This window comes from Alcaligenes sp. WGS1538, assembly GCF_043187505.1.
Taxonomy (GTDB): domain Bacteria; phylum Pseudomonadota; class Gammaproteobacteria; order Burkholderiales; family Burkholderiaceae_B; genus Alcaligenes.
In genome coordinates this window covers 3,289,455-3,313,834 of sequence record NZ_CP171109.1, presented here as the reverse complement: position 1 = coordinate 3,313,834, position 24,380 = coordinate 3,289,455, and the positions used below count along the sequence as shown (strand labels likewise).

The 24,380-nt window shown below is 64.9% G+C and carries 25 protein-coding genes; 13 read left to right on the top strand and 12 right to left on the bottom strand.

Going from position 1 to position 24,380, the window contains the following annotated elements:
• Positions 1–90 precede the first annotated feature (90 nt).
• Positions 91–1,056 (top strand): octaprenyl diphosphate synthase, encoded by a 966-nt coding sequence (gene ispB, locus ACF3ND_RS15405; RefSeq protein ID WP_394061970.1) that lies wholly within the window; start codon positions 91–93, stop codon positions 1,054–1,056.
• Between the two features lie 313 nt (positions 1,057–1,369).
• Positions 1,370–2,590 carry a sodium/glutamate symporter gene (gltS, locus tag ACF3ND_RS15400; RefSeq protein WP_394061968.1) on the top strand — a complete coding sequence of 407 codons (1,221 nt, stop codon included), beginning with the start codon at positions 1,370–1,372 and terminating at the stop codon, positions 2,588–2,590.
• A gap of 71 nt (positions 2,591–2,661) precedes the next feature.
• Here the strand turns inward: gltS and ACF3ND_RS15395 are convergent, their stop codons facing one another.
• Positions 2,662–3,297, bottom strand: a complete 636-nt coding sequence (locus ACF3ND_RS15395) for an NAD(P)-dependent oxidoreductase (protein ID WP_394061966.1) — start codon at positions 3,295–3,297, stop codon at positions 2,662–2,664.
• A gap of 175 nt (positions 3,298–3,472) precedes the next feature.
• Here ACF3ND_RS15395 and ACF3ND_RS15390 point away from each other — a divergent pair, with 175 nt between their 5' ends.
• Positions 3,473–4,276, top strand: coding sequence for a formylglycine-generating enzyme family protein (locus ACF3ND_RS15390; RefSeq protein WP_394061964.1), 804 nt, complete (start codon positions 3,473–3,475; stop codon positions 4,274–4,276).
• A gap of 64 nt (positions 4,277–4,340) precedes the next feature.
• Here the strand turns inward: ACF3ND_RS15390 and ACF3ND_RS15385 are convergent, their stop codons facing one another.
• Complete coding sequence (locus ACF3ND_RS15385; RefSeq protein ID WP_394061962.1) at positions 4,341–5,039, bottom strand: Crp/Fnr family transcriptional regulator; 699 nt, start codon at positions 5,037–5,039, stop codon at positions 4,341–4,343.
• Positions 5,032–6,573, bottom strand: a complete 1,542-nt coding sequence (norR, locus tag ACF3ND_RS15380) for a nitric oxide reductase transcriptional regulator NorR (RefSeq protein WP_394061960.1) — start codon at positions 6,571–6,573, stop codon at positions 5,032–5,034. Before norR ends, ACF3ND_RS15385 begins: the two co-directional genes overlap by 8 nt.
• A 2-nt stretch (positions 6,574–6,575) precedes the next feature.
• On the opposite strand from norR, the gene ACF3ND_RS15375 reads away from it, so the two are divergent.
• The 5 genes from ACF3ND_RS15375 (at position 6,576) to ACF3ND_RS15355 (ending at position 11,468) form a co-directional block, all read left to right on the top strand.
• On the top strand, positions 6,576–6,728 hold the full coding sequence (locus ACF3ND_RS15375; protein WP_394061958.1) for a hypothetical protein: 153 nt from the start codon (positions 6,576–6,578) through the stop codon (positions 6,726–6,728).
• Positions 6,725–7,417, top strand: a complete 693-nt coding sequence (gene ytfE / locus ACF3ND_RS15370) for an iron-sulfur cluster repair protein YtfE (protein WP_394061956.1) — start codon at positions 6,725–6,727, stop codon at positions 7,415–7,417. Before ACF3ND_RS15375 ends, ytfE begins: the two co-directional genes overlap by 4 nt.
• Complete coding sequence (locus tag ACF3ND_RS15365) at positions 7,410–9,695, top strand: nitric-oxide reductase large subunit (protein ID WP_394061954.1); 2,286 nt, start codon at positions 7,410–7,412, stop codon at positions 9,693–9,695. Before ytfE ends, ACF3ND_RS15365 begins: the two co-directional genes overlap by 8 nt.
• A 233-nt stretch (positions 9,696–9,928) precedes the next feature.
• Complete coding sequence (gene nirK / locus ACF3ND_RS15360; protein ID WP_394061952.1) at positions 9,929–11,074, top strand: copper-containing nitrite reductase; 1,146 nt, start codon at positions 9,929–9,931, stop codon at positions 11,072–11,074.
• A gap of 61 nt (positions 11,075–11,135) precedes the next feature.
• A complete protein-coding gene (locus ACF3ND_RS15355; RefSeq protein ID WP_394061950.1) occupies positions 11,136–11,468 on the top strand; it encodes a c-type cytochrome in 333 nt (110 codons plus the stop codon).
• 15 nt (positions 11,469–11,483) lie between these two features.
• Here ACF3ND_RS15355 and ACF3ND_RS15350 read toward each other — a convergent pair whose 3' ends face one another.
• The 3 genes from ACF3ND_RS15350 to ACF3ND_RS15340 form a co-directional block, all read right to left on the bottom strand.
• Positions 11,484–12,278 carry an exodeoxyribonuclease III gene (locus ACF3ND_RS15350; protein ID WP_394061948.1) on the bottom strand — a complete coding sequence of 265 codons (795 nt, stop codon included), beginning with the start codon at positions 12,276–12,278 and terminating at the stop codon, positions 11,484–11,486.
• Positions 12,279–12,356: 78 nt separating this feature from the next.
• Entirely contained in the window at positions 12,357–13,163 is an 807-nt protein-coding gene (locus ACF3ND_RS15345; RefSeq protein ID WP_394061946.1) for a DODA-type extradiol aromatic ring-opening family dioxygenase, read from the bottom strand.
• 55 nt (positions 13,164–13,218) lie between these two features.
• Positions 13,219–13,620, bottom strand: a complete 402-nt coding sequence (locus ACF3ND_RS15340) for a DoxX family protein (protein ID WP_394061944.1) — start codon at positions 13,618–13,620, stop codon at positions 13,219–13,221.
• A 213-nt stretch (positions 13,621–13,833) separates the two neighbouring features.
• Between ACF3ND_RS15340 and ACF3ND_RS15335 the strand changes: the two genes are divergently transcribed.
• The gene (locus tag ACF3ND_RS15335) at positions 13,834–14,748 is read left to right on the top strand and encodes a LysR substrate-binding domain-containing protein (RefSeq protein WP_394061942.1); all 915 of its coding nucleotides are present in this window, start codon (positions 13,834–13,836) and stop codon (positions 14,746–14,748) included.
• 29 nt (positions 14,749–14,777) lie between these two features.
• Complete coding sequence (pyrE, locus tag ACF3ND_RS15330; RefSeq protein WP_394061939.1) at positions 14,778–15,452, top strand: orotate phosphoribosyltransferase; 675 nt, start codon at positions 14,778–14,780, stop codon at positions 15,450–15,452.
• A gap of 177 nt (positions 15,453–15,629) precedes the next feature.
• On the opposite strand, the gene ACF3ND_RS15325 is transcribed toward pyrE, so the two are convergent.
• From ACF3ND_RS15325 to gatC, 6 genes are all read right to left on the bottom strand, one after another.
• Positions 15,630–16,322 (bottom strand): amino acid ABC transporter permease, encoded by a 693-nt coding sequence (locus tag ACF3ND_RS15325; RefSeq protein ID WP_394061937.1) that lies wholly within the window; start codon positions 16,320–16,322, stop codon positions 15,630–15,632.
• Positions 16,319–17,056, bottom strand: a complete 738-nt coding sequence (locus tag ACF3ND_RS15320) for an amino acid ABC transporter permease (protein WP_394061935.1) — start codon at positions 17,054–17,056, stop codon at positions 16,319–16,321. Before ACF3ND_RS15320 ends, ACF3ND_RS15325 begins: the two co-directional genes overlap by 4 nt.
• Before the next feature lie 102 nt (positions 17,057–17,158).
• Positions 17,159–17,968 (bottom strand): ABC transporter substrate-binding protein, encoded by an 810-nt coding sequence (locus ACF3ND_RS15315; RefSeq protein ID WP_394061933.1) that lies wholly within the window; start codon positions 17,966–17,968, stop codon positions 17,159–17,161.
• Between the two features lie 283 nt (positions 17,969–18,251).
• Positions 18,252–19,709, bottom strand: a complete 1,458-nt coding sequence (gene gatB, locus ACF3ND_RS15310; protein WP_394065852.1) for an Asp-tRNA(Asn)/Glu-tRNA(Gln) amidotransferase subunit GatB — start codon at positions 19,707–19,709, stop codon at positions 18,252–18,254.
• Positions 19,709–21,229: an Asp-tRNA(Asn)/Glu-tRNA(Gln) amidotransferase subunit GatA gene (gene gatA / locus ACF3ND_RS15305; RefSeq protein WP_394061931.1), complete on the bottom strand. Its 1,521-nt coding sequence runs from the start codon at positions 21,227–21,229 to the stop codon at positions 19,709–19,711. Before gatA ends, gatB begins: the two co-directional genes overlap by 1 nt.
• 9 nt (positions 21,230–21,238) lie before the next feature.
• A complete protein-coding gene (gene gatC / locus ACF3ND_RS15300; RefSeq protein WP_394061929.1) occupies positions 21,239–21,547 on the bottom strand; it encodes an Asp-tRNA(Asn)/Glu-tRNA(Gln) amidotransferase subunit GatC in 309 nt (102 codons plus the stop codon).
• 269 nt (positions 21,548–21,816) lie between these two features.
• Between gatC and ACF3ND_RS15295 the strand changes: the two genes are divergently transcribed.
• From ACF3ND_RS15295 to mreD, 3 genes are read left to right on the top strand one after another with little or no spacing between them, the layout of a single operon-like run.
• Positions 21,817–22,860 carry a rod shape-determining protein gene (locus ACF3ND_RS15295; protein WP_341667771.1) on the top strand — a complete coding sequence of 348 codons (1,044 nt, stop codon included), beginning with the start codon at positions 21,817–21,819 and terminating at the stop codon, positions 22,858–22,860.
• A 60-nt stretch (positions 22,861–22,920) separates the two neighbouring features.
• A complete protein-coding gene (gene mreC / locus ACF3ND_RS15290; RefSeq protein ID WP_394061926.1) occupies positions 22,921–23,802 on the top strand; it encodes a rod shape-determining protein MreC in 882 nt (293 codons plus the stop codon).
• On the top strand, positions 23,789–24,367 hold the full coding sequence (gene mreD, locus ACF3ND_RS15285) for a rod shape-determining protein MreD (RefSeq protein WP_394061924.1): 579 nt from the start codon (positions 23,789–23,791) through the stop codon (positions 24,365–24,367). The genes mreC and mreD overlap by 14 nt, the downstream gene beginning before the upstream one ends.
• Positions 24,368–24,380 lie beyond the last annotated feature (13 nt).

Sequence of the window (24,380 nt, the reverse complement as noted above, 5' to 3'; positions counted from 1 at the left end):
ATAGGCCTAAAGCGACTCAAAATCGTATAATCACCAAGTTACGAATGGCCGTGACGGCGGCCGCACCACTCACTCGTCCGGAATCCTGTTTTGAACCTCTCAGCCCTGATTGAACCTATCGCCGACGACATGAAGGCTCTCGATGTCGTCATTCGTGAGCGCTTGAATTCGGACGTGGTGCTCATACGCACGATCGGCGAATACATCGTCAGCGCCGGCGGCAAGCGCATGAGGCCCGCCCTGCTGCTGCTGGTGGCCCGGGCGCTGGGCTATCAGGGCGCCACGCATCACTTGCTGGCCGGCGTAGTGGAGTTCATCCACACCGCGACCCTGCTGCACGACGACGTGGTCGACGAATCGGACATGCGCCGCGGCCGCCACACCGCCAATGCCGTCTTCGGCAACGCCGCCAGCGTGCTGGTGGGCGACTACCTCTATTCCCGCTCCTTCGAGATGATGGTGGAATCCGACTCCATGCGCGCCATGGCCGTGCTGTCGGGCGCCACCACGGTCATCGCCGAAGGCGAGGTGCTGCAGTTGCTGAACGTGCATGATCCGGACGTCTCCCTGGAACGCTACCTGCAGGTCGTGCGCTACAAGACTGCCAAGCTGTTCGAGGCTGCCGCCCAGGTGGGCGCCATCGTGGCCGGTGCGCAGCTGCATCTGGAAGAGGCCATGGCGTCCTATGGCCGCCATATCGGCACGGCCTTCCAGCTCATCGACGACGTGCTGGACTACACCGGCGACACGGAAGCGCTGGGCAAGAACGTGGGCGACGACCTGCGCGAAGGCAAGCCCACCATGCCGCTGATCCGCGTCATGGAAGTGGGCACGCCCGAGCAGGCGCAGCTCATCAAGAGCGCCATCGAGACCGGCGACGCCGATTTCAGCGCCGTGGCCCAGGCCATCGAGCAGACCGACGCCCTGGCCTATACCCGCCAAGCCGCCGAAGCCGAGGCCGAGCTCGCCGTGCAGGCGCTGGAGTCGGTGCCCGACAGCGAATTCAAGCAGGTCCTGCTGCGCCTGTGCGCCTTCGCCGTCCAGCGCGACCGTTGAACCCGCACTCGTGAAACCCGCCGAACGGCGGGTTTTTTTGGCTGCCTGAACTGCAAGTCTAAAAGATGCCTCCTGGAGAAGCTGGACTTTTTTGTAAGCAGATCGCGGAAATTCAACGGTTTTTACACGTGAAATCCGTTGATTATGTTATTTTCTGAACCCCGCTGCAATTTGCTCAGCACAGGTGCGCCGCGTTATCGTGTGGCCTGCCTGCAAAAAATTTGCACGCGCACCCGGGATGTCGCGGCAGTGAGTCCTGCCTTGGTAAAGAGGGTCGCGTCGACATATCCAAAAGATGTAAGGGAAAGGATTCATGGACATCCAGCTTGATATCGCACAGACGGTCGGCATGGCCGCCGTTTTTCTGGTTTTGGGGGAGTACATCAAGAATCGCGTGGCCATCCTGGCGCGCTATTTCATCCCCAGCCCCATCATCGGGGGACTGATCTTTTCCCTGATCGCCCTGGTCGGGCACCAGACCGGCGCCTTCACCTTCCAGTTCAACGACGATATCCGCAACTTTCTGCTGATGGCGTTCTTCACCACCATCGGCTTCTCGGCCAGCTTCGAGCTGCTCAAGAAGGGCGGGGTGGCCGTGGCCATGTTCCTGGGCTGCGCCGTGGGCCTGATCGTCCTGCAGAACGTCATGGGCGTCTCCCTGGCCATGCTGCTGGGCGCCAATCCGCTGATCGGCCTGGCGGCCGGCTCGGTATCCATGACGGGCGGCCACGGCACGTCCGCCGCCTTCGGCCCCTTGATGGAGACCGCGGGCGCCACCGGGGCCTTGCCTGCCGCCATTGCCGCCTCCACCTGGGGCCTGGTCATGGGCTGCGTGATCGGCGGCCCGGTGGGCCTGCGCCTGATGAAGCGCCACGGCATCACAGGTCCGGAGCCGCACCGCCGCCATCGCCGCCAGCACGAGGGCAAGGATGTCGCGCCCGCCACCCATACGGAAACCATCCAGGTCGATGACAGCGGTTTCGACATGCCCGTGTACGCCGTGGTGCTGCTGGCCGTGGCCATAGGCATAGGCAGCCTGATCATCAACTGGCTGGCCGAGCGCGGCATCGTCCTGCCGGCCTACCTGGGCTCCATGCTGGTGGCCGCCGTCATCCGCAACATCATCGATTGGCGTCGCTACCGCCTGCCCGAGAAAGAATTCGAGATCATGGGCAATGTGTCGCTGGCCTTCTTCCTGGTCATGGCCTTGATGGTCATGAAGCTCTGGGAACTGGCCGACGTGGCCGGGCCGCTGCTGCTGATCCTGGTCGCCCAGACCGTCCTGATGTTCGCCTACGCGTCCTTCGTCACCTTCCGCGTGATGGGCAAGGACTACGACGCCGTCGTGATGTCCGCCGGTCACTGCGGCTTCGGCATGGGCGCCACGCCCAACGCCATGGCCAACATGCAGGCCTTCACCGAGGACAACGGCCCCTCGCGCAAGGCCTTCTTCGTGATCCCCCTGGTGGGCTCGCTGTTCATCGATTTCTTCAACGCCGTCATCATCACGGGGTTCATGAATTTTTTCAGTTGATTCGGCTCCAGCCGCAGATCAAGCAAAACGGGCGCCCATCAGGCGCCCGTTTTGCTTATGCGCCGGCCTGTTCAGTAACCCACGGTAAAGCGCATGCGGGTATGGCGGGGGCGTTCGACTTCGTCCAGCATGGCCATGGCGTAGTCCTGGGTGCTGATGCGGCTGTCGCCTTTGTCGTCCACCAGCAGATCGTCCTTGCCCAGGCGGAACTGCCCGGTTCGCCGGCCAGGCTCCAGCATGGCGGAGGGCGACAGCATGGTCCAGTCCAGGTCGCAGGCCCGCAGCAGGGCCAGGGCGTCGCGCGCGCCTTCGGCCGTCGCTTTCCACTCCTTGGGGAAGTCGGGCGTGTCCAGCAGGGCCTGGCCCGGTCCCACGTTCAGCGCGCCGGCGCCGCCCACCACCAGCAGGCGCGGGACGCCGGCCAGGCGCACGGCGTTCAGGATGTGCCGCATGCCCTGCATGTAGTAGGCGCGCACGTCCGGCTGGGCGTGACCGCTGAAGGCGCTGATGACGGCGTGATGCTTGCGCAGCTTGTCGGCCAGCGCCTGCTCATTCATGACGTCCACCTTGAGCGCGGTCAGCTTGGGGTGGGCCGGCAGCTTCTCGGGGTGGCCGGCCAGAGCGCTGACCTGATGGCCGCGGGCCAGGGCTTCATCGCGCAGGGCCGAGCCGACATAGCCGCTGGCGCCGATCAATGCAATTTTCATGGCTGCTCCGGAGGGTAGGGTGAGCATCTATCTTCTCAGCCTGTCCCGAAAATAAAAAGTGCGCAGATGCAAGGCGGTTTTGCGTTGATGGCATAGTGTTACTGCTGTGCTTGCCCTGGCGCAAGGACAGCGGCCGCCGCCTGGGTTCCAATCCAGATATGTAGCGGAGATTGTCATGAGAAAGCGAATTCTGGGAACCATGGCGCTGGCGGCCTTGCTGGCGGCGTGCTCGGCGGGCGAACAGGCCGCCGCGCCGGAAATGCCGGAGTTGGTCAGTGTTGCGGGACCGGCGCGCCTGCTGGTCCAGCCGGGCGAATTCCTGCAGGACGGCAAGCTGGTGGCGTCCGATACGGTCATGTACGCGCCCGCCGGCTCCCTGCAGGTCATGAAGCATCTGGTCAGCCAGCGGGACTACAGCCAATGCGTTGCCGCCGGGCATTGCAAGCAGGCCGATCCCGTCGGCCAGGGGCAGGCGCGGGACATGCCGGTGGCCGGCGTCAGCTGGCAGGACGGCCAGGACTACGCCGCCTGGCTGTCGGAGCGTACCGGCAAGCGTTTTCGGCTGCCGACTTTTCTGGAATGGAGCTACTTCGCGGGCCTGCAGGCTCCCGATGCCGCCCAGGGGCCATTGGACGAAAACGCCCAGGCGGCCCTCTGGCTGGAGGAATACCAGGTCAACTATCGCCGCAAGCAGGAACAGGAAGTCCCCCTGGCGCCCATGGGCCAAGGGCAGGCAAATGCGCACGGGGTGTTCGATGCGGGCGGCCAGGTGTCGGAATGGACCGACACCTGCCATGTCCGCGTGCACAGGCTGGGCACGCCGGCCGCTGAATCGCGGCTCGAGAATTGCGGCGTGCGCACCCTGGGAGGGGAGCACGCTGCCGTCATGCCCGATTTCATCCGCGATCCCAAGTCCGGCGCCTGCTCGGTGGGCGTACCGCCGCGCTACCTGGGCCTGCGCCTGGTGACCGAGGGCTGAACACGCGCCGTGGCGCAAGCCTCGCCGTTCGCGGCAAGGCCCGATCTTCATTTGCCCGGCGGCTTCAGGCGCCGTCGAGCACGCTACGTGCGAATCCGTCCAGGTCGGCGATCGTGATCTGCTTGCGGCCGGCCTGTATCAGTCCCTGATGGTCCCAGCTGCTGACGATGCGGCTGGCGGTGTACAGCGTGGTGCCGGCCAGGTCGGCCAGATCCTGGCGGGTCACGGGGATGCTCAGGGACGTGCCCTGCGCATCGTCCTGGCCCACCTGCCGGATCAGGCGCAGCAGGCTGTGCGCCAGGCGTTGCTCCACTTCCAGGCTGTGGATTTCCAGCAGTCTGTCGTCGGCCTCGCTCAGGCGCCGGGAAACCGTATCCTGGGCGGCGTGCAGCAGGCAGGGGTAGCGGGAGGTCAGGCCGTCCCAGGCCTGCTCGGGCCAGGCCAGCGCGGCGCTCTGGGTCACGCTGACGGCGGTGGCCGGATAGCTGCGCCGGCGCAGAGCGGGAGCGATCCCGATGACGTCGCCCGGCAAGGCGAAGCGCACCAGCAGTTGCGAGCCGTTGGGCATGGTGCGCACGACTTTGATCAAGCCTTGCAGCAGCACGAAAAAATGATCGCTCACCTGCTCCTGGCGAAAGACCTGGCTGTCCTTGTCGTATCGGATCAGGCGGCCCTGTCGCCACAGATCGTCCAGGCTGGCGGCATCCAACCGGGAGAATACGGGCAGGGCCGACAGCATGGAGGCGCTGGAAATGTCATTCATGAATGAAAGTCTCTGAACGGGCCTTGAGCCCAAGTTTGCCGGCCAGTTTGTGCAGGTTGCTGGGATCCAGTCCGAGGCGGCGGGCGGCCTGGCTCCAGTTGCCGCCCGAGTGCTCCAGGGCCTGGCGTATGAGATGGCGTTGCAGCTGGTCCACCGATTGGCGCAGCGGTTGCCAGACTTGGCCCCCTGAAGGCGCGGCGGTAGGCGGTTGGGCGTCCACGGGTGCAGTCAGGCCCAGATTGTCGGCGTCCAGCGTGAAGATCTGATTGCGGTCGGGCGCATCGACCAGCAGCCGGATGGCGGCCCGGCTGATCAGGTGTTCCAGTTCGCGTACATTGCCGGGCCAGTGGTAGGCCAGCAGGGCGGCCTCGGCGCCGGGCGAGAGCCGTATCCCGCGCAGGCCCAGGCGCGAACGGTTGGCCTCCAGGAAATGCCCGGCCAGCAGCAGGATGTCGTTGTGCCGGTCGCGCAAGGGCGGGATGTTCAAGGGAAACACGGACAGGCGGTGGAACAGGTCCGAGCGGAAGGCGCCCTGGGCGACCTGCTGGCCCAGGTCGCGGTTGGTGGCGGCCACCAGCCGCACGTCCAGCTTGACCGGGTGGTCGGCTCCCAGGCGTTGGACCTCGCCGTTCTGCAGCGTGCGCAGCAATTTGGCCTGCACCGACAGCGACAGCTCGCCGATCTCGTCCAGGAACAGCGTGCCGCCTTCGGCGGCCTCGAAGCGCCCGGCGCGGTCGGCCTGCGCGCCCGAGAACGCGCCTTTCACATGGCCGAACAGCTCGCTTTCCGCCAGCGATTCAGGCAGGGCGGCGCAGTTCACGTAGACCAGCGGCTTGTGGCTGCGGCGCGAGCGCTGGTGCAGGCGGCGCGCGAACAGCTCCTTGCCCACGCCGGTCTCGCCCAGCAGCAGCACCGGCAGTTCCGAATCGGCCACGGTGTCCAGCAAGTGGATCACGTCCAGCATGGGGACGCTGGCGCCGATGATCTCCGACGAGCTGGTCTGCGCCAGGCGCCCGGCCGGCTGCGTGGACAGCAGGCGCAGGCTGCGGTTTTCTTCTTCCAGCTCGCTCACGCGGATGGCGCTCTCCAGAACCAGGCTGCAGCGCTGCAGCTCGATCAGGGCCTGTTCGCAGAACGTGCCCGGCTGCAGGGCGTCCAGGGTCAGGATGCCCCAGGGCGCGCCTTTCAGGTGCAGGGCGATGCCTACGCAGTCATGCACGGGCAGGGGCTGTCCCTGCTTGTCGTCCAGCAGGCCGTCGTAGGGGTCGGGCAGCTCGCAGTCGGGCTCGAAGCGGATCGGGCTGCGGCTGGCCAGGATGCGGGCGAAACGGGGATGGTCGGCAATGACGAAGTGCCGGCCCATGGTGTCGTTGCTCAACCCGCTGGCGGCCATGATGCGCAGCACGGTGTCGTCCAGCTTGAGCAGGCCTACGGCATCGCAGGCGAAATGGCGGGCGACCAGCTGCACCATGCGCTGCAGGCGCAGGGCGCCTGGGATGTCGGTGGCCAGGTCGGCGATGAGGAGTTCAAGCATGGGTGAAAAATACCCTGATGGTGGAAAGTACCCGTTTTTCGATGGGTCATTTATACCGTGGCTGGCCGGAAAGCCCTTTAATCCAGATCAATCCAGGTTGGCATGCTCCTTGCTTTGAACGCAATGCAATCATTTTTTCAAGGAGTGCGGCATGACACTTGAACTTCTGGGGCGCAGCCTGAGCGATCTGGCCAGCGAAATACCAGGGGCGACCCGTGTATTCCACCAGCACAGGCTGGATTTCTGCTGCGGCGGGCACGTCAGCCTGCGCGAGGCGGCCGAGCGCCGGTCCGTCGACACGGCCGGGCTGGTCCAGGCCCTCAAGCAGCTGCAGGAGCAGGCCAGGGAGAACGGAGAGGATTGGCGCCAGGTTCCGGTCCCGCAACTGATCGCCCATCTGGTCCAGCGTTATCACGAAGTCCATCGCGAACAACTGCCCGAGCTGATCCGCTTGGCGCGCCGGGTCGAAGTCCGCCACCAGGACCATCCCCATTGCCCCGCGGGGCTGGCCGACGTGCTGGAGTCCCTGCAGCAGGAACTGGAAAGTCACATGCACAAGGAAGAGCGCGTGCTGTTTCCCATGCTGACGCACGGCTCGGACAGCATGGCGCAAAGCCCCATCGCCGTCATGCGGCTGGAGCACGAGCAGCACGGCGAAAGCCTGGAGGACGTGCTGGAACTCACCCAGGACCTGCAACTGCCGCAGGACGCCTGCACGACCTGGCGCGCCCTGTACGGCGGGTTGGAGCAGTTCCGGCAGGATCTGATGGAACACATCCATCTGGAAAACAATATTTTGTTCAAGAACTCGACCGAACGGGTTCACGGAGGCGGTCATGCGTAGTTACAAGGGTTTATGGCTGGCGTTGCTGGCGGTTCTGATCGTGACGTTCTCGATATTGGGCTGGACGGGGGTGGAGGTCTACCGCCAGGCGCCGCCCATGCCCGTCAAGGTGCTGACCCAGGACGGCAAGTTGTTCACCTCGCAAGAACAGATCGAGCGCGGACAGTCCGCCTGGCAAAGCACCGGCGGCATGCAGCTGGGTTCGATCTGGGGCCACGGCGCCTACCAGGCGCCCGACTGGAGCGCCGACTGGCTGCACCGCGAAGCGCTGGCCTGGCTGGACCTGGCCGCTCGCCAGGCCTATGCGCTGCCTTATGGGCAGCTGACGTCCTCCCAGCAGGCCAATCTGCGCCAGGAGCTGCAGGACGAGTACCGCGGCAACCGGGTGGACGCCGCCACGGGCGAGCTGCGCATCAGCGACCGGCGCGCCCAGGCGATCGAGCGGACCGCGCAGTACTACATCGACCTGTTCGGCGACGCGCCCGAGCTGAAGAACACCCGGGCCAGCTTCGCCATGAAGGACAACACCCTGCCGGACCTGCAGCGCCGCGAGGACATGACGCGCTTCTTCTTCTGGCTGTCCTGGGCGGCCGCCACGGAGCGTCCCGGCACGAACGTGACCTACACCAACAACTGGCCGCATGAACCCCTGATCGACAATCATCCGTCCACCGCCAATGTGGTCTGGTCGGTCGTCAGCGTCGTGCTGCTGCTGGCGGGCATCGCCTTCCTGGTCTGGGGCTGGTCCTTCCTGCACAAGGAGGATCCCCTGCCGCAGGCGCCTGCCCAGGATCCCGTGTTGAGCGTGCGCCTGACGCCCTCGCAGCGCGCCCTGAAGAAATACGCCTTCCTGACCGTCGCGCTGTTCGTGTTGCAGGTGTTTCTGGGCGGCTTCACGGCGCACTACACGGTGGAAGGCCAGACCTTCTACGGCATCGACGTTTCGCAGTGGTTCCCCTATGCCCTGACGCGCACCTGGCACATCCAGGCCGCGCTGTTCTGGATCGCCAGCGGCTTCCTGGCGGCGGGCCTGTTCCTGGTGCCCATCATCAACGGCGGCGAGGATCCCAAGTTCCAGCGCCTGGGCGTGGACATCCTGTTCGGCGCGCTGGTGGTCCTGTTCCTGGGCTCCTTTGCCGGCAACTATCTGGCCATCAAGCACATCCTGCCCGCCGAACTGAACTTCTGGTTCGGACACCAGGGTTATGAATACGTGGACCTGGGCCGCTTCTGGCAGATCATCAAGTTCGTCGGCCTGGCCTTCTGGCTGGTGCTGATGCTGCGCGGCATGATGCCCGCCCTGCGTCGCAACAAGGGCGACAACCACCTGCTGATGCTGCTGGCCGCCTCCACCGTGGCAATCGGCCTGTTCTACGGTTCGGGCCTGTTCTACGGCGAGCACACCAGCATCACCATCATGGAATACTGGCGCTGGTGGGTCGTGCACCTGTGGGTCGAAGGCTTCTTCGAAGTGTTCGCCACCACGGCGCTGGCCTTCATCTTCACCACCCTGGGCCTGGTGACGCGTCGCAGCGCCACCGTCGCCAGCCTGGCCGCGGCTTCCATGTTCCTGCTGGGCGGCGTGCCCGGCACCCTGCACCATCTGTACTTCTCGGGCACGACCACGCCCATCATGGCCATCGGTGCGACTTTCAGCGCCCTGGAAGTGGTGCCCCTGATCATCCTGGGCCACGAGGCCTGGAGCAATTGGAAGCTGCAGGAGCGCGCCGGCTGGATGAGCGACCTGCGCTGGCCCGTCATGTTCTTCGTGGCCGTGTCCTTCTGGAACATGTTGGGCGCGGGCGTCTTCGGCTTCATGATCAATCCGCCCATCTCGCTCTACTACATCCAGGGCCTGAACACCACGCCGGTGCATGCGCACGCCGCGCTGTTCGGGGTGTACGGCTTCCTGTCCCTGGGCTTCGTGCTGCTGGTGGTGCGCTATCTGGCGCCCCATGTGCGCTTCAACGATCGCTTGATGAGCTGGGGCTTCTGGACGCTGAACATCGGTCTGGCGCTGATGATGTTCGTGAGCCTGTTGCCCGTGGGCATCATCCAGGCCTGGGCCAGCATTTCAGAGGGCATGTGGTATGCCCGCAGCGAGGAATTCATGCAGCAGCCCATCCTGCAGTCGCTGCGCTGGTGGCGCACGCTGGGCGACGTGGTCTTCATCGCCGGCGCCCTGCTCGTGTTCCAGCAGGTGTTCGTGCGCATCTGGGCCGGGCGCCGCGGCCAGAGCGCCCTGGCTGCCGGCTCGGCAACGGGATCGGCCCGCTGATCCGGTCCTGACGGCCAGCCTGGAAAACCGCCTTCGGGCGGTTTTCTTTTTTTGGTCGTCCGTCCAAGGCAAAAGACGCCTGCTTGAGGCGCGACTTACGTCAAGGAAAAGTGGCGCTGTTTGAGCTGCAGCAAAGAGCGAAACCTGCGGATGCGGTGCAATACAGCCATGGACTGCAAAACCCGCAGAACACTAATCGACAGGCTACAAGCCTGGATAAACCGGGAGGTACTATGGAACGTCGTCATTTCTTGAAGAGCGCTGGCCTGGGCGTGGCAGCCGGAACGACTTTGCTGGCGGCGCAAGTGCAGGCGCGCGAGACCGCGGCGCCCAGGAAGTCGGCGCCTTGGCTGGCGCCGCGCACCGAAGCGGAAATTGCCAAGCTCAAGCGCGTCAAGGTGGACCTGGTTGCGCCGCCCATGGTGCATCCGCATGAACAGAAGGTCGGCCCCGAACCGCGCGTGGTCGAGTTCACCATGACCATCCAGGAAAAGGAAATCGTCGTCGACCGCGACGGCACCACCATGCACGCCATGATGTTCGACGGTTCCATGCCCGGCCCCACCATGGTGGTGCATGAAGGCGACTACCTGGAACTGACCCTGATCAACGCGGCCACCAACACCATGCCGCACAACATCGACTTCCACGCCTCCACGGGCGCGCTGGGCGGCGGCAAGCTCACCAATGTGAACCCCGGCGAGCAGGTCACGCTGCGCTTCAAGGCCGATCGCACCGGTACATTCATCTATCACTGCGCACCCGAAGGCTCGGTGGCCTGGCACGTGGTGGCGGGCATGCACGGCACGGTCATGGTGCTGCCGCGCGACGGCCTGAAGGATTCGGCCGGCAATCCGCTGCATTACGACCGCGCCTACACCATAGGCGAATTCGACCTGTACATCCCGCGCGATGAAAAAGGCAACTTCAAGAAGTACGCCTCGGCGGCGGAAAGCTATGGCGACACGGCGGAGGCCATGCGCGGCCTGGTCCCCAGCCATGTGGTGTTCAACGGCAAGGTCGGCTCCCTGACGGGCGATGGCGCCATGAAGGCCAAGGTGGGCGAGACGGTGCTGTTCATCCACTCGCAGGCCAACCGCGACACCCGGCCGCACCTGATCGGCGGCCACGGCGACTGGGTCTGGGAATTGGGCAAGTTCGACGATCCGCCCGCCAAGAACCTGGAGACCTGGTTCATACGCGGCGGCTCGGCGGGCGCGGCGCTCTACACCTTCAGGCAGCCAGGCGTGTACGCCTACGTGAACCACAACCTGATCGAGGCGTTCGAACTGGGCGCGGCCGGCCATGTGCTGGTGGAAGGCGAATGGAACGATGACCTGATGAAACAGGTCAGCCCTCCCGGCCCCATCAAGGCCTGAGACTGACTCGGCAAGCAACGCGGCGGCATGAGGACATGCCGCCCGCTCTAGGGAGAAGAACATGAAAATCCGTCATCGTCCAAGCACCATTGTTTCCGCCATGCTGGCCGGACTGGTCATCATGGCCGCCGTGCCGGCGGCTCAGGCGAATCAGGACGAGGCCGTCAAGCTGTACCGTTCGTCCTGCATGGTCTGTCATGCTTCGGGCATGGCCAACGCGCCTCGCCTGGGCGACAAGGCACGCTGGACGCCTTTGAAGGAGCAGGGCGAGGACGCCCTGATGGACGTGGTGCTCAAGGGCAAGGGCGCCATGCCCCCGCGCGGCGGCGCGGCCAAGGCTAGCGACGAGCAATTGCGCGGCGTGGTGCGCTACATGCTGGAGCAGGCAGGTTGAGGACCCTGCCCGTCTTTACAGAGCCCAGTCGTAGTCGATGGTCAGGGGAGCGTGGTCGCTGAAGCGCTCCTCCTTGTAGATCGAGGCCTTCAAGGCCGTGGCGGCAATACCCGGGGTGGCGATCTGGTAGTCGATGCGCCACCCCACATTCTTGGCCCAGGCCTGGCCCCGGTTGCTCCACCACGTATAGCATTCATCCGTGGTATCCGGATGCAGGCTGCGGTATACGTCCACCCAGGCCAGTTCCCCCAGCACCTTGCTCATCCAGGCGCGCTCTTCCGGCAGGAAGCCGCTGTTCTTCAGGTTGCCTTTCCAGTTCTTCAGGTCGGCTTCGCGGTGCGCGATGTTCCAGTCGCCGCAGATGATGAATTCACGGCCGGTCTGGCGATGCTCGCGCATCAGATCCCCGATCCATTGCTCGAAGTGGTCCAGGAAGCGATATTTGGCGCTTTGGCGCTCGTCTCCCGAAGAGCCCGAGGGCAGGTAGGCGCTGATCACGCTGAGCTTGTCCCAATCGGCGCGCAGGATGCGGCCCTCCGCATCGAACTCTTCGCATTCCATGCCTTCGGTCACGGCCTCGGCGCGCGGGCTCAGGTAGAGCCCCACGCCGCTGTAGCCCTTCTTCTGGGCGTGGTGGAAATGGCCTTCGTACTGGCCGGGGTGGCGCATGTCGTCGGTCAGGTCAGCGGCGCTGATCTTGATTTCCTGCATGCACACGATGTGGGGCTGCTGGGCTTGGAGCCAGGCGGGCAGGCCCTTGCGGAAGGCGGCACGAATGCCGTTGACGTTTAATGATGTGACGCGTAGCACGGCGGTATTCTCCTTGTAGCGTCAGCACTTTAACCCGTATTGCCGCCCCGCGTCAGGTGGCGGCGCGCCGGTTCGCCGTCAGGCCTGGCCGAAACGGTAGCTGGAGACGGTCAGGCCGCCGAAGGCCTGGGTCTCGTGATGAAAACGATGGGCCGCCTCGTGGTGGGCGGCGCCCACTGCCACCATCAAGGGCACCAGATGGTCTTCGCGGGGATGGGCGATGCGCGCGGCGGGCGCCTGCTCCCAGTCCAGCAGGGCCTGGCGGCGCTGGTCCGCATCGTCCAGGGACAGGCTCCGGTCCAGCCACCGGTCGAACTGCGCCGAAGGCTCCACTCCGCCGGCGCCCATATTGCGCAGGTTGTGGTAGCTCAGTCCGCTGCCGATGATCAGGATGTCCTGCTCGCGCAAGGGCGCCAGGGCCTGGCCGATCGAATAGTGCAGGGCCGGGTCGTAGCCGCCATGGATGGACAGTTGCACCATGGGCACGTTGGCGTGGGGATAGATGCAATAGGCCGGCACGAAGGCGCCATGGTCGAAGCCGCGCTGCGCATCTTCCCGCGCGGGCAGGCCCTGGGCTTGCAGCAGCTCGCGCACCTGGCCGGCCAATTGCGGATTGCCGGGCGCGGGGTAGCGGATCTCGTAGGTGTGGGGCGGAAAGCCGTAGTAGTCGTACACCATGTCGGGACGCTCCGCGGAGGCGACCAGCAGATGGTCGCCGCGCGCTTCCCAGTGCGCCGAGACCATCAGCATGGCCTTGGGCGTGCGTCCCAGCTGGCGGGGAACATCCTTGAGGGCGGCGCGCAGCGGCGCGTACATGGCCTGGGCTTCGGGCATCCACGGCCAGGGTCCGCCGCCATGCGAGATGAAATAGGTAGGCATGCTCATGAATGGCTCCTGTCCCTGCCCGAGCGGGCAGGGAGGCGTTCAGAAGAAAGGACGGTCAGGCGGCGTTGCGGGCCGAGTCCACGCTCCAGGAGCCGGGGCCGGCCACGGCCAGGTACAGGAAGATGAAGCAGAACAGGACGGCGGCTTCGCCGCCATTGAGCAGGGGGAAGAAGAAGGTGCTGGCGCTGACGTGGCCGATGAAATAGGCGGCGGCGCACAGGCCCGAGGCGATGAAGGCGGCCAAGCGCGAGAACAGGCCGATGACCAGCAATGCGCCCAGGATCAATTCCAGAATCCCGGCCACGCCATATAGCGAGGCGATCTGCAGGTTGGCGAACATGTCCACCTTGGGAAAACCCAGGAGTTTGGCCGAGCCATGTGTGAACAGCGCATAGCCGGCGACGATGCGCAGGATGCTGAGTACGCGGGGGGACCATTGGGAAGTAACTGCGCTCATGATGATTCCTTTGTAGAAATGAAGGCATCGATGGAACAGGGCAGTAGACCAGGCTTCTGAACGGGAGCCTGGCCATAGTATGACGATAATTGTCGGCCCTGCCCACGGTTGAGCTTGTGGATGCCCTCGGTCGGTGCATGTTGAAAGCTTATTGAATTACTATCTGGAAATGAATAGTGGTTTTTTTATCAATTGATTTCTTATAAGGAAATCATGGATACCATTCAAAGCCTGCGGGTGTTCAGGGAGATCGTGGCGGCAGGCAGTTTCGTCGCCGCCGCGCAACGGCTGAACATGTCCGCGCCCATGGTCAGCAAGCATCTGGCGCATCTGGAGAAGCAGCTGGGCGCGCGCCTGCTCAATCGCAGCAACCGCAGGTTGAGCCTGACCGAACTGGGCCAGACCTATTTCGATTACTGCCTGATGGCCCTGGACACCTTGCAGAAAGGGCAGGAGGCCTTGCTGAGCTCGGAGCAGAGCCCGCAAGGCGTGCTGCGCGTGACGGCGCCGGTGTGGTTCGCCAACGCCCAGGTTGCCCGGATCCTGAGCGCTTATCAGAAGCGCTTTCCTGACGTCGTTCTGGACCTGAGTCTGAGCAACCACAAGGTGGACCTGGTGGCTGAAGGATTCGACCTGGCCCTGCGAGTCACGCGCGAACCTTCGCCGCATCAGATCGCGCGCCATATCTGTCCCATTCAGTTCCACCTGGTGGCTTCGCCTGCTTTCGTGGAGCGCCATGGGGCGCCGCTGACCTCGGTGGACGTGATGCGGCTTGCCGCGGTCACGCCCAGCTACCTGCATCAGGATGGGTTCGAGTTCATCGGCCCTGAAGGACGCGAACTGTTGCGTTTTCGCCCGGCGATGAAGTCCGACAACACCAACCTGACGTATTACGCCGTGCTGGAGGGGCTGGGCCTGGCCTACCTGCCGGACTGGCTGGTGGCCGACGATCTGGCCGGCGGCCGTCTGCTGCGGCTGCTGCCCGATTACCGGCAGACGCCCCAGGAACTGCATGCGGTCTACGCCAGCCGCCGCTACCTGACGCCCAAGGTGCGCAGTTTCATCGACTTCCTGCTCGAATGGTTTGGCGGCCAGGACAGGACGCGCGCCGCCAAGTCTGTAAAATAGGCGCTGTTTTTTCAATTACCTATTCTGTCATGTCGGCCAAACAAGATAATCGTCGCAATTTCGTGCGCTTCTCCCTGGAACAGGGCGTGCTGCGCTTTGGTGAATTCAAGGTCAAGTCCGGCCGCCTGAGCCCCTACTTCTTCAATGCCGGCCTGTTCAACACCGGCCGCAGCGTGGGCCAGCTGGCGCGTTTCTATGCCCAGGCCCTGCTGGATTCGGGCGTGCCCTTCGACATGCTGTTCGGGCCCGCCTACAAAGGCATTCCCTTGTCCACCGCGACGTCCATCGCCCTGGCCGAGCACCCTCAGGCCAATGGCCGTGACGTGCCCTTCGCCTTCAACCGCAAGGAAGCCAAGGATCATGGCGAAGGCGGCACGCTGGTGGGCGCGCCCCTGCAGGGCAAGGTCGTGATCATCGATGACGTGATCACCGCCGGCACCTCGGTGCGCGAATCCATGCAGATCATCAAGGCCGCCGGCGCCGAGCCGGCCGCCGTGCTGATCGCCCTGGACCGCATGGAGCGCGCGGGCGCCGATGATGCGCTGTCGGCTCATTCCGCCGTGCAGGAAGTGGAGCAGACCTACGGCATTCCCGTGATCAGCATTGCGTCCCTGGCCGACATCATGGATCTGCTCGCCGACGACCAGACCCTGGCCGCCCACGCGCCGCAGGTCAAGGCCTACCGGGATCGCTACGGCGTCTGATCCTTGCCCGACCAGCAGAACCCCGGCCCAGGCCGGGGTTTTTCTTTTATCGGCCAGGCCGAATGGGCGGCAGCTGCGCAGCGGGCTCGTTGTGATGGTGCCGTTTGTGCAGCAGGGTATTTTGGCGATGATGGCAGAGGCTCGTCCCTCAGGAGAGAACACAGGCTGCGGCGGCTCTTACCGCGCGTGCCGCCCGGGCTGCCAGCGGCGCGCCGCCAGGTCGGCCAAAGCTTGCAGGCCGCTGCAGAACAGGTAGTAGACCAGGGCCACGAAAAGGAAGATTTCCACGGGATAGATCATCTCGCGGTTGCTGACCTGGGTGGCGACGAAAGACAGTTCCGCCACCCCGATCACATAGGCCAGCGACGTGTCCTTGATCAGGGCCACCCACTGGTTGATGAAGGAGGGCAGCATGATGGGCAGGGCCTGCGGCAGGATGATCCAGCGCATCAGCTGGCGGCGTGTCAGGCCCAGGGCCAGGCCGGCCTGCCATTGGCCGGCGGGCAGGCTGCGTATGCCCGCATGAACGGCATGGGCCAGGTAGGCGCCGCCGATCAGCGACAGGGCGCAGACCACGGTGACGGTGCCCGGGATGTCGATCTGGAACAGCATGGGCAGCAGGAAGTAGGTCCAGAAGATCAGCATCAGCACGGGAATGGCGCGAAAAAAGCCCAGGACCAGCACCAGGCCCTGGTGCGCCAGGCCGCGCGTCAGCGACAGCGCCACGCCCAGCGCCAATCCCAGGACGGCGGAGGACAGGGCGCTGCTCAGGCTCAGGATCAGCGTCAGGGCCGCGCCGCCCAGCGGACCGTAGGGCCAGGCTCCCACCATGAAGTACAGCAGGTTGTCCTGGATGACGTGCAGGTTCATCGCTGTCCTCCCCAGACCTGATAGCGGCGCCGCTGCAGGTATTGTCCGCCCGCTTCCACCAGGGCGACGGCCAGGATGTAGAGCGCGGTGGCGACGCCGAAGGCCTGGAAGGCCTTGAGGCTCTCGGTCTCCACCTGGCGCGAGGCATAGGACAGCTCGGCCAGGCCGATGGCCATGGTCAGCGAGGTGTTCTTGATGGTGTTCATGTACTGTCCCAGCAGCGAGGGGAAGGCGTTGCGCAGCGCCTGGGGCATGACGATCCAGCGCCAGATCTGGAAGTCCGCCAGCCCCAGCGAGCGGGCGGCCGCCCATTGGCTGGCGCGCACGCCTTGCACGCCCGAGCGCAGCTCCTCGGCGATGAAGGCCGCCGTGTACAGGCTCAATCCCCACAGGGCGGCCAGGAACTCGAAACTGGGCCAGGACAGCGGCACGCCTGCCAGCTCGATGCGGTGCGGCGTGTTCAGCCACGCGACCCAGTGTTCGGGCATCAGGCCGGACGCGCCGAAATACCAGAAGAACAGCTGGATCAGCAGCGGCGTGTTGCGGAACAGGCTCAGGTAGGCGCGGCTCAGGCACGAGGGCAGCCGGTGGCGCGACAGGCGCCCCAGGCAGATGAAAAAGCCCAGGACCGTGGCGACCACGGACACCAGGGCGGACAGCCACAAGGTCAGGTAGAAGCCTTTCAGCAGCCAGCCCACATAGTGCGGCGCCAGCCAGTCGGAGACAGCGAACATGATGATAAGAGAGCAGGGCCGCCGGAGCCGCCCGATGGAAGAGACGCCGCCCACGCCCGGCCGGGCCGGGGTGGGCAGCGTGTCCGGTCAGCGCAGCGCGGCTTACTTGGCCTGGCCGATCTTGTACAGGCGGGCCAGCGGCGTGGCGGTGTCAGGGCCGAACCAGCGGTTGTAGATCTCGTCGGCCTTGCCGCTTTGCTCCAGCTCCAGCAGGGTGGCGTCCACGAATTTCTTCAGATTGTCTTCACCCTTGGGGATGCCGATGCCGATCAGGTCGTCCGAGATGGAGAAGGCGGGGATTTCGTACTTGTCCTTGTCGGGCACGTTGGCCAGCAGGCCGATCAGCTTGGGGCCGTCCTGCGTGATGGCCTGCACGTTGCCGTTGCGCAGGGCCGTGAAGGCGAAGGGCGTGTCGTCGTAGGCGACCAGCGTGGCGCCGGGGAATTTCTCGCGCAGCACGATTTCATTGGTCGTGCCCTTGTCCACGCCGATGCGCAGGGAGTTGAGCTGTTCGGGCGAGCTCAGCGTGCCTTTCCTGGCGATGAACTGCTGGCCGGAAGCGAAGTAGGGAATGCTGAAATCAATCTGCTTGGCGCGCTCTTCGGTGATGGTGAAGTTGGCCACGACCAGGTCGGCCTTTTTGGAACTGAGCAGCGGGATGCGGTTGGCGGGGTTGGTGGGCTGGATGGCGAGCTTGACGCCCAGCTTGTCGGCCAGCGCCTTGCCGAAGTCCACGTCCAGGCCCACGATCTGGCGGGTCTTGGCGTCCACGAAGCCAAAAGGCGGGTTGCTGTCGAAGGCGGCGATGGTCAGCACGCCGGACTTCTTGATGTCCTCCAGGCGGTCGGCATGGGCGAGGCCCGCGACCAGGGACAGGGCGAGAGAGGCAAACAGCTTGAAAGACGTTTTCATGAGGCTTCCAGTAAGAAACAAGGCCCGAATGCTTGTCTCGGGCCATAGGCGGGGGCCGGGCGGAGCGGGTTGCTCGTGAGCGGCGGGTTTCCCATGGAAAGTATTTCAGCATGTGTCCGAGGACCTCGTGAAATACGAAAACTTCGCTTGCTTATAACAATTCTGGCTAATGCTTTTTATTGACGATGGTGAAGAGAATGAAAAAAGGCGGCTTCGCCCAAGGTCTGCAAAGAAAAACACCAGGCGCGCGGCCTGGTGTTTTCCGTTGGGGGCGTCCGGCGGATCAGGCGTCCAGCTTCTGCTTGAGCATGTCGTTGATCTGCTGGGGGTTGGCCTTGCCCTTGGCGACTTTCATGACCTGGCCGACCAGCGCGTTGAAGGCTTTCTGCTTGCCTGCGCGGTACTGTTCGATCATGTCGGCATTGGCGGCCAGCACTTCGTCGACCATGGCGCCGATGGCGCCGGCGTCGTTGATCTGCTTCAGCCCCTTGGCCTCGATGATGGCGTCCACATCGCCGTCCAGTTCGCCTTCCCATTGCGCGGTGAAGACGTCGCGGGCGATCTTGTTGGAGATGGTGCCGTCGGCGATGCGGGCGATCAGCTGTGCCAGTTGGGCAGGACTGACGCGCGACCGGGCGATGTCCAGTTCCTGGCGATTCAAGGTGGCGGACAGCTCGCCCAGTATCCAGTTGGCGGCCAGCTTGGCGTGAGCGGGCGAGCCGGCCTGCAGCACGGCTTCGAAGAAGTCCGCCGTGGCCCGGTCCACGGTGAGCTGGGACGCGTCGTAGCGGCTCAGTTCGAATTCGCGCTCGAAGCGGGCCTTTTTCTGGGCCGGCAGTTCGGGCATGTCCTGGCGCACGCGCTCGATCCAGTCGGCGCCGATGATCAATGGCGGCAGGTCCGGATCGGGGAAGTAGCGGTAGTCGTGCGCGTCTTCCTTGCTGCGCATGCTGCGCGTCTCGTCGCGATCGGCGTCGTACAGGCGGGTTTCCTGCGTGACCTTGCCGCCGTCCTCGATCAGTTCGATCTGGCGCCGGGCTTCGTACTGGATGGCGCGTTCCAGGAAGCGGAAGGAGTTGATGTTCTTCAGTTCGCAGCGCGTGCCGAACTCGGCCTGGCCCTTGGGGCGCACCGAGACGTTGGCGTCCACGCGAAAGGAGCCCTCCTGCATGTTGCCGTCGCAGATGCCCAGCCAGACGACCAGGCTATGCAGCGCGCGCGCATAGCCCACGGCCTCGGCGGCCGAGCGCATCTCGGGTTCGGATACGATTTCCAGCAACGGGGTGCCGGCCCGGTTCAGGTCGATGCCGGTGGAGGACTCGCCGTGCGGGCCGCGGAAGTTCTCGTGCAGCGACTTGCCGGCGTCCTCTTCGAGGTGGGCGCGAGTCAGATTGACGGTCTTTTCCTCGTCGCCGACCATGAAGGAAATCGTGCCGCCCGACACCACCGGGATTTCCATCTGGCTGATCTGGTAGTTCTTGGGCAGGTCGGGGTAGAAGTAGTTCTTGCGCTCGAAGACCGAGCGGGGCGCGATGCGGCCGCCCACGGCCAGGCCCAGGCGGATGGCCCGTTCGGCCGCGCCGCGGTTGAATACCGGCAGCGCGCCGGGCAGGGCCATGTCGACCTCATTGGCCTGCGTGTTGGGCAGCGCGCCGAAGCGGGTGCTGCTGCTGGAGAAAATCTTGGATTCGGTCGAGAGCTGAACGTGGGTTTCCAGCCCGATGACAATTTCCCATTCCATCATTCTTGTCCTGGTTGACGTTGATGCCAGTCGGTGGCTTGCTGGAAGCGGTCGGCGAAGGCCAGCAGCTGGCCTTCGCGGAAGTAGTTGCCGATGATCTGCAGGCCTATGGGCAGGGGCTTGTCGCCGCCGCTCAGGCCGCAGGGGATGGACATGGCGGGCAGGCCGGCCAGGCTCACGCCCAGCGTGTAGATGTCGCCCAGCCAGTCGGCCGTGGGGTCGTCCGTGGCGTCGCCGATCTTGCGGCCCAGCGTCGGGGTGACCGGGCCCAGGATCAGGTCGCACTGGGCGAAGGCTTTCTGGAAATCGTCCACGATCATGCGGCGCACGCGTTGCGCCTGCAGGTAATAGGCATCGTAATAGCCGTGCGAGAGCACGTAGGTGCCCACCAGGATGCGGCGCACGACTTCGGGGCCGAAGCCTTCGGAGCGCGAGCGCGAAATCATGCTGGCCAGGTCGGTGTATTGTTCGGCGCGGTGACCGTAGCGCACGCCGTCAAAGCGCGACAGGTTGGTGGAGGCCTCGGCCGGGCTGATGACGTAATAGGTCGGGATGGACAGCTCGGTCAGGGGCAACTGCACCGTGACCCGTTCCGCGCCCAGGCTTTCGTAGGTCTTGAGGGCCGATTCGATGCCGGCGGCGATGGCCGGATCCAGGCCTTCGCCGAAGAACTGGGCGGGCACGCCGATGCGCAGACCCTTCAGGGGCTGGCTGCCTTGCGCGTCGTACTGGGCGGCGTGCTGCTCGAACTGCTTGCGGATGCGCTCGCCCGTGTTGGGCTGGTCGTCGCAGAATTCCAGGCTGGTGGCGTCATGCGGATCGAAGCCGCACATGGCCTCCAGCAGGTCCAGGAGGTCGCGCGCGCTGCGGGCGATGGGGCCGGCCTGGTCCAGGCTGGAGCCGTAGGCGATGATGCCGAAGCGCGATACCGTGCCGTAAGTGGGCTTGATGCCGCTGACCCCGCACAGGGCGGCGGGCTGGCGGATGGAGCCGCCCGTATCGGTGGCGGTGGCGCCGGCCACCAGGCCGGCGGCCACGGCGGCGGCCGAGCCGCCCGAGGAGCCGCCCGGGATCACGCTGCTGTCCCAGGGGTTGCGCACGGGGCCGAAGATGGAGCTTTCATTGCGCGAGCCCATGGCGAACTCGTCGCAGCTCAGCTTGCCCAGCGAGACCGCGCCGGCGGCCTGCAGCTTCTCGACCACCGTGGCGTCGAAGGGGCTGACGTAGTCGCCCAGCATCTTGCTGCAGGCGGTGGTGCGCCAGTCGCGCGTGACGAACAGGTCCTTGTGGGCAATGGGGATGCCGGTCAGCGGACCGGCCTTGCCCTGCGCGATCAGGGCGTCGGCCGCGTCGGCCTGGGCCAGCGTCAGGGCCGGTTGCTGCTGCACGAAGGCGTTCAGGTCCTGGCGGCGCGCGCTGCGCTCCAGCGCGTGCTGGGCGAGTTCCCGGGCGCTGATGGTCTTGGCTTGCAGCGCTTGCCGCAAGGTGGCAATGGAGGCGAATTCAGGGGAGAAAGACATGGTTCTGCTTTATTCGATGACCGTGGGCACGAGGAACAGGCCGTCCTGTTCGGCGGGGGCGTTGCGCATCATGGCTTGGCGGCTGTGCACCGTTCCCGTGGGCAGCGCCTGGTCCTCGCGCAGGCGCAGGCTGATCTCCTGGTGCGCGGACAAGGGGTGGGCCATGGGTTCGACGCCGGTGGTGTCGACGGTCTGCAGGGTCTGGATCAGCCCCAGGATGCGCGTCAGATCCTGCTCGACCTGGACGGTCTGTTCGGCAGATAAATCGATGCGCGCCAGTTGCGCGATACGGGCAACATCCTGTTGAGTGATGGACATGGGGGTCGTAGTCGAAAATAAGTAATAAAAAATGGCGGAGGCCTGTCAGTTGGCGACAGATTCGCGCTTTTATGGGAAATGTGAAGGTTACAGAACTTAACTGACCATTAAAACAGTCCTAGTGCAGACCAATTATAAGTTATCATTGACCGTTTCCTTCCCAGGTATTTTTGAATTCGTTGCCTGGTTCTTGTGCCTGCCGTTTCACGCTTGAGTTCCGCGCCGAATTTACCTGCCCATCTCCCAAACACTTTACACGTTGCGCGCCCATGTTCGGATTCCTACGCAGTTACTTTTCCAGCGATATGGCAATCGACCTCGGTACGGCCAATACCCTTATCTACGTACGCGGCAAGGGTATCGTACTGGATGAACCGTCCGTTGTAGCCATCCGCCACGAAGGCGGCCCCAATGGCAAGAAAATCATTCAGGCAGTCGGCCACGAGGCCAAGCAGATGCTGGGCCGGGTGCCAGGCAACATCGAAGCCATCCGTCCCATGAAGGACGGCGTGATCGCGGACTTCACGGTCACCGAACAAATGCTCAAGCAGTTCATCCGCATGGTGCATCCGCGCAGCATGTTCGCTCCCAGCCCGCGCATCATCGTGTGCGTTCCCTGCGGCTCCACGCAGGTCGAGCGCCGCGCCATCAAGGAATCCGCGCTGGGCGCCGGCGCAAGCAAAGTCTACCTGATCGAGGAACCCATGGCCGCCGCCATCGGCGCGGGCCTGGCGGTCTCGGACGCCAGCGGCTCCATGGTCGTGGACATCGGCGGGGGCACCACCGAGGTGGCCATCATCTCCCTGGGCGGCATGGTGTACAAGGGTTCGGTGCGCGTGGGCGGGGACAAGTTCGACGAAGCCATCATCAACTACATCCGCCGCAACTACGGCATGCTGATCGGTGAGCCCACCGCCGAACTCATCAAGAAGCAGATCGGCTCGGCCTTCCCCGGCACCGAGATCCGCGAGATCGAAGTCAAGGGCCGCAACCTGTCCGAAGGCGTGCCGCGCAGCTTCACCGTCTCCTCCAACGAAATCCTGGAGTCCCTGACCGATCCGCTCAACCAGATCGTCTCGGCCGTCAAGACCGCGCTGGAACAGACCCCCCCCGAACTGGGCGCCGACATCACCGACAAGGGCATCGTCTTGACCGGCGGCGGCGCGCTGCTGCATGATCTGGACCGCCTGCTGCAGGAAGAGACCGGCCTGCCCGTGGTGGTGGCCGAGGATCCCCTGACCTGCGTGGTGCGCGGTTGCGGCGAGGCGCTGGAGCATCTGGAGCGCCTGGAATCCGTATTCATCTACGACTGATCCCTGCTCAGCTCCCCGGGCGGTCCGTGCCCTGGGGGCAAGCGTCCGAGTGCTTGAGTAATGCGAGAACAAGGCTCCATCCGGCTTTTCAGGCGCGGCACGTCCGCCGAGCTGCGCGTGGCCGCGCTGGTCGTGCTGGCGCTGGGCCTGATGCTGGCCGACGCTCGCCTGGCCGTGCTCGAGCCGGTGCGCCAGGCCGTGGCGGCGGTGCTCTATCCCTTCCAGCGCGTGATGCTCGCCCCGCGCGACCTGGTCAGCTATTTCAGTAGCTGGACCGACGCGGCCTCCACGGCGCGCTCTGAAAAAGAAGCGCTGCAACGCCAGCGCATCGAGCTGGCCCAGCTCTCCACCCATGCCGCCCAGCTGTCGGCGGAAAACGAGCAATTGCGCCGCCTGCTGCAGGTGGCCGATGCGGTCACCCAGCCTTCCGTGGCGGTGGAGGTCCTGTACGAGCCGCCCAACGGCTATGCCCGACACCTGATCTTCAACAAGGGTTCCTCCAGCGGCATCCGTCCCGGCATGCCGGTCATCGACGAGGGCGGCGTGGTCGGCCAGGTGGTGCGCGTCACGCGCTTCACCTCGGAGGCCGCGCTCATCACCGACGACAAGGTGTCGGTGCCGGTGCAGGTGCTGCGCAACGGCCTGCGCCTGATCGCCTTCGGCGGCAATCCGGGCGGCAAGGTGGAGGTGCGCTACCTGACGGCCGACGTGGACCTGCAGGAGAACGACACGCTCATCACCAGCGGCATCGGCGGTCTGTTTCCGGCCGGCCTGCCCGTGGGCACGGTGGACCGCATCGAACGGGACGACGCCTCGGGATTCGCCCTGGCGCTGGTCTCGCCGCTTTCGCATCCGGAACGCTATCGCCACTTCCTGATCCTGCTCGTGCCCGAGAGCGAACCCCCTTTTGAACAGGACAAGCCAGACCATGAATCGCCCTGAATCCCCGGATACGCAGTCCCGGCGGGCGCGGCATTCATCCCTGAGCAGTCTGCAGCCCATCGACAGCAGCCCCTTTTCCCGGGCTTCCAGCCCCTGGCTGGTCTGGGGCTCCATCCTGCTGATGTGGCTGTCCTCCATGCTGCCCTGGCGGCTGTGGTCCTTCGCGCCCGACCTGCTGATGCTGGTGCTGGCCTTCTGGGCCGTGCACGAACCGCGCCGCGTGCCCATGTCGCTGGCCTTTCTGCTGGGCATCCTGGTGGACGTGCACGACGGTAGCCTGCTGGGCGAGCATGCGCTCAGCTACGTGCTGGTGGTGTACGGCGCCCTGGTGCTGCGCCGGCGCATGCTGCATTTCGGCATGTGGACCCACGTGCTGCACATGCTGCCCGTCATGCTGCTCGCCCAGCTCGTGGTGCGCGTGCTGCACGCCTGGCTGATGGGAGAATGGTCGGGCTGGGACTGGGCCGGCGCCGTCCTGCTGACGGCGGCGCTCTGGCCATTGGCCGACAGTGTGCTCTTTCTGCCGCAGCGGCGTCATGACGAGACCGATTCCGGTTCGCCCTGAACGGAGCGGCGGC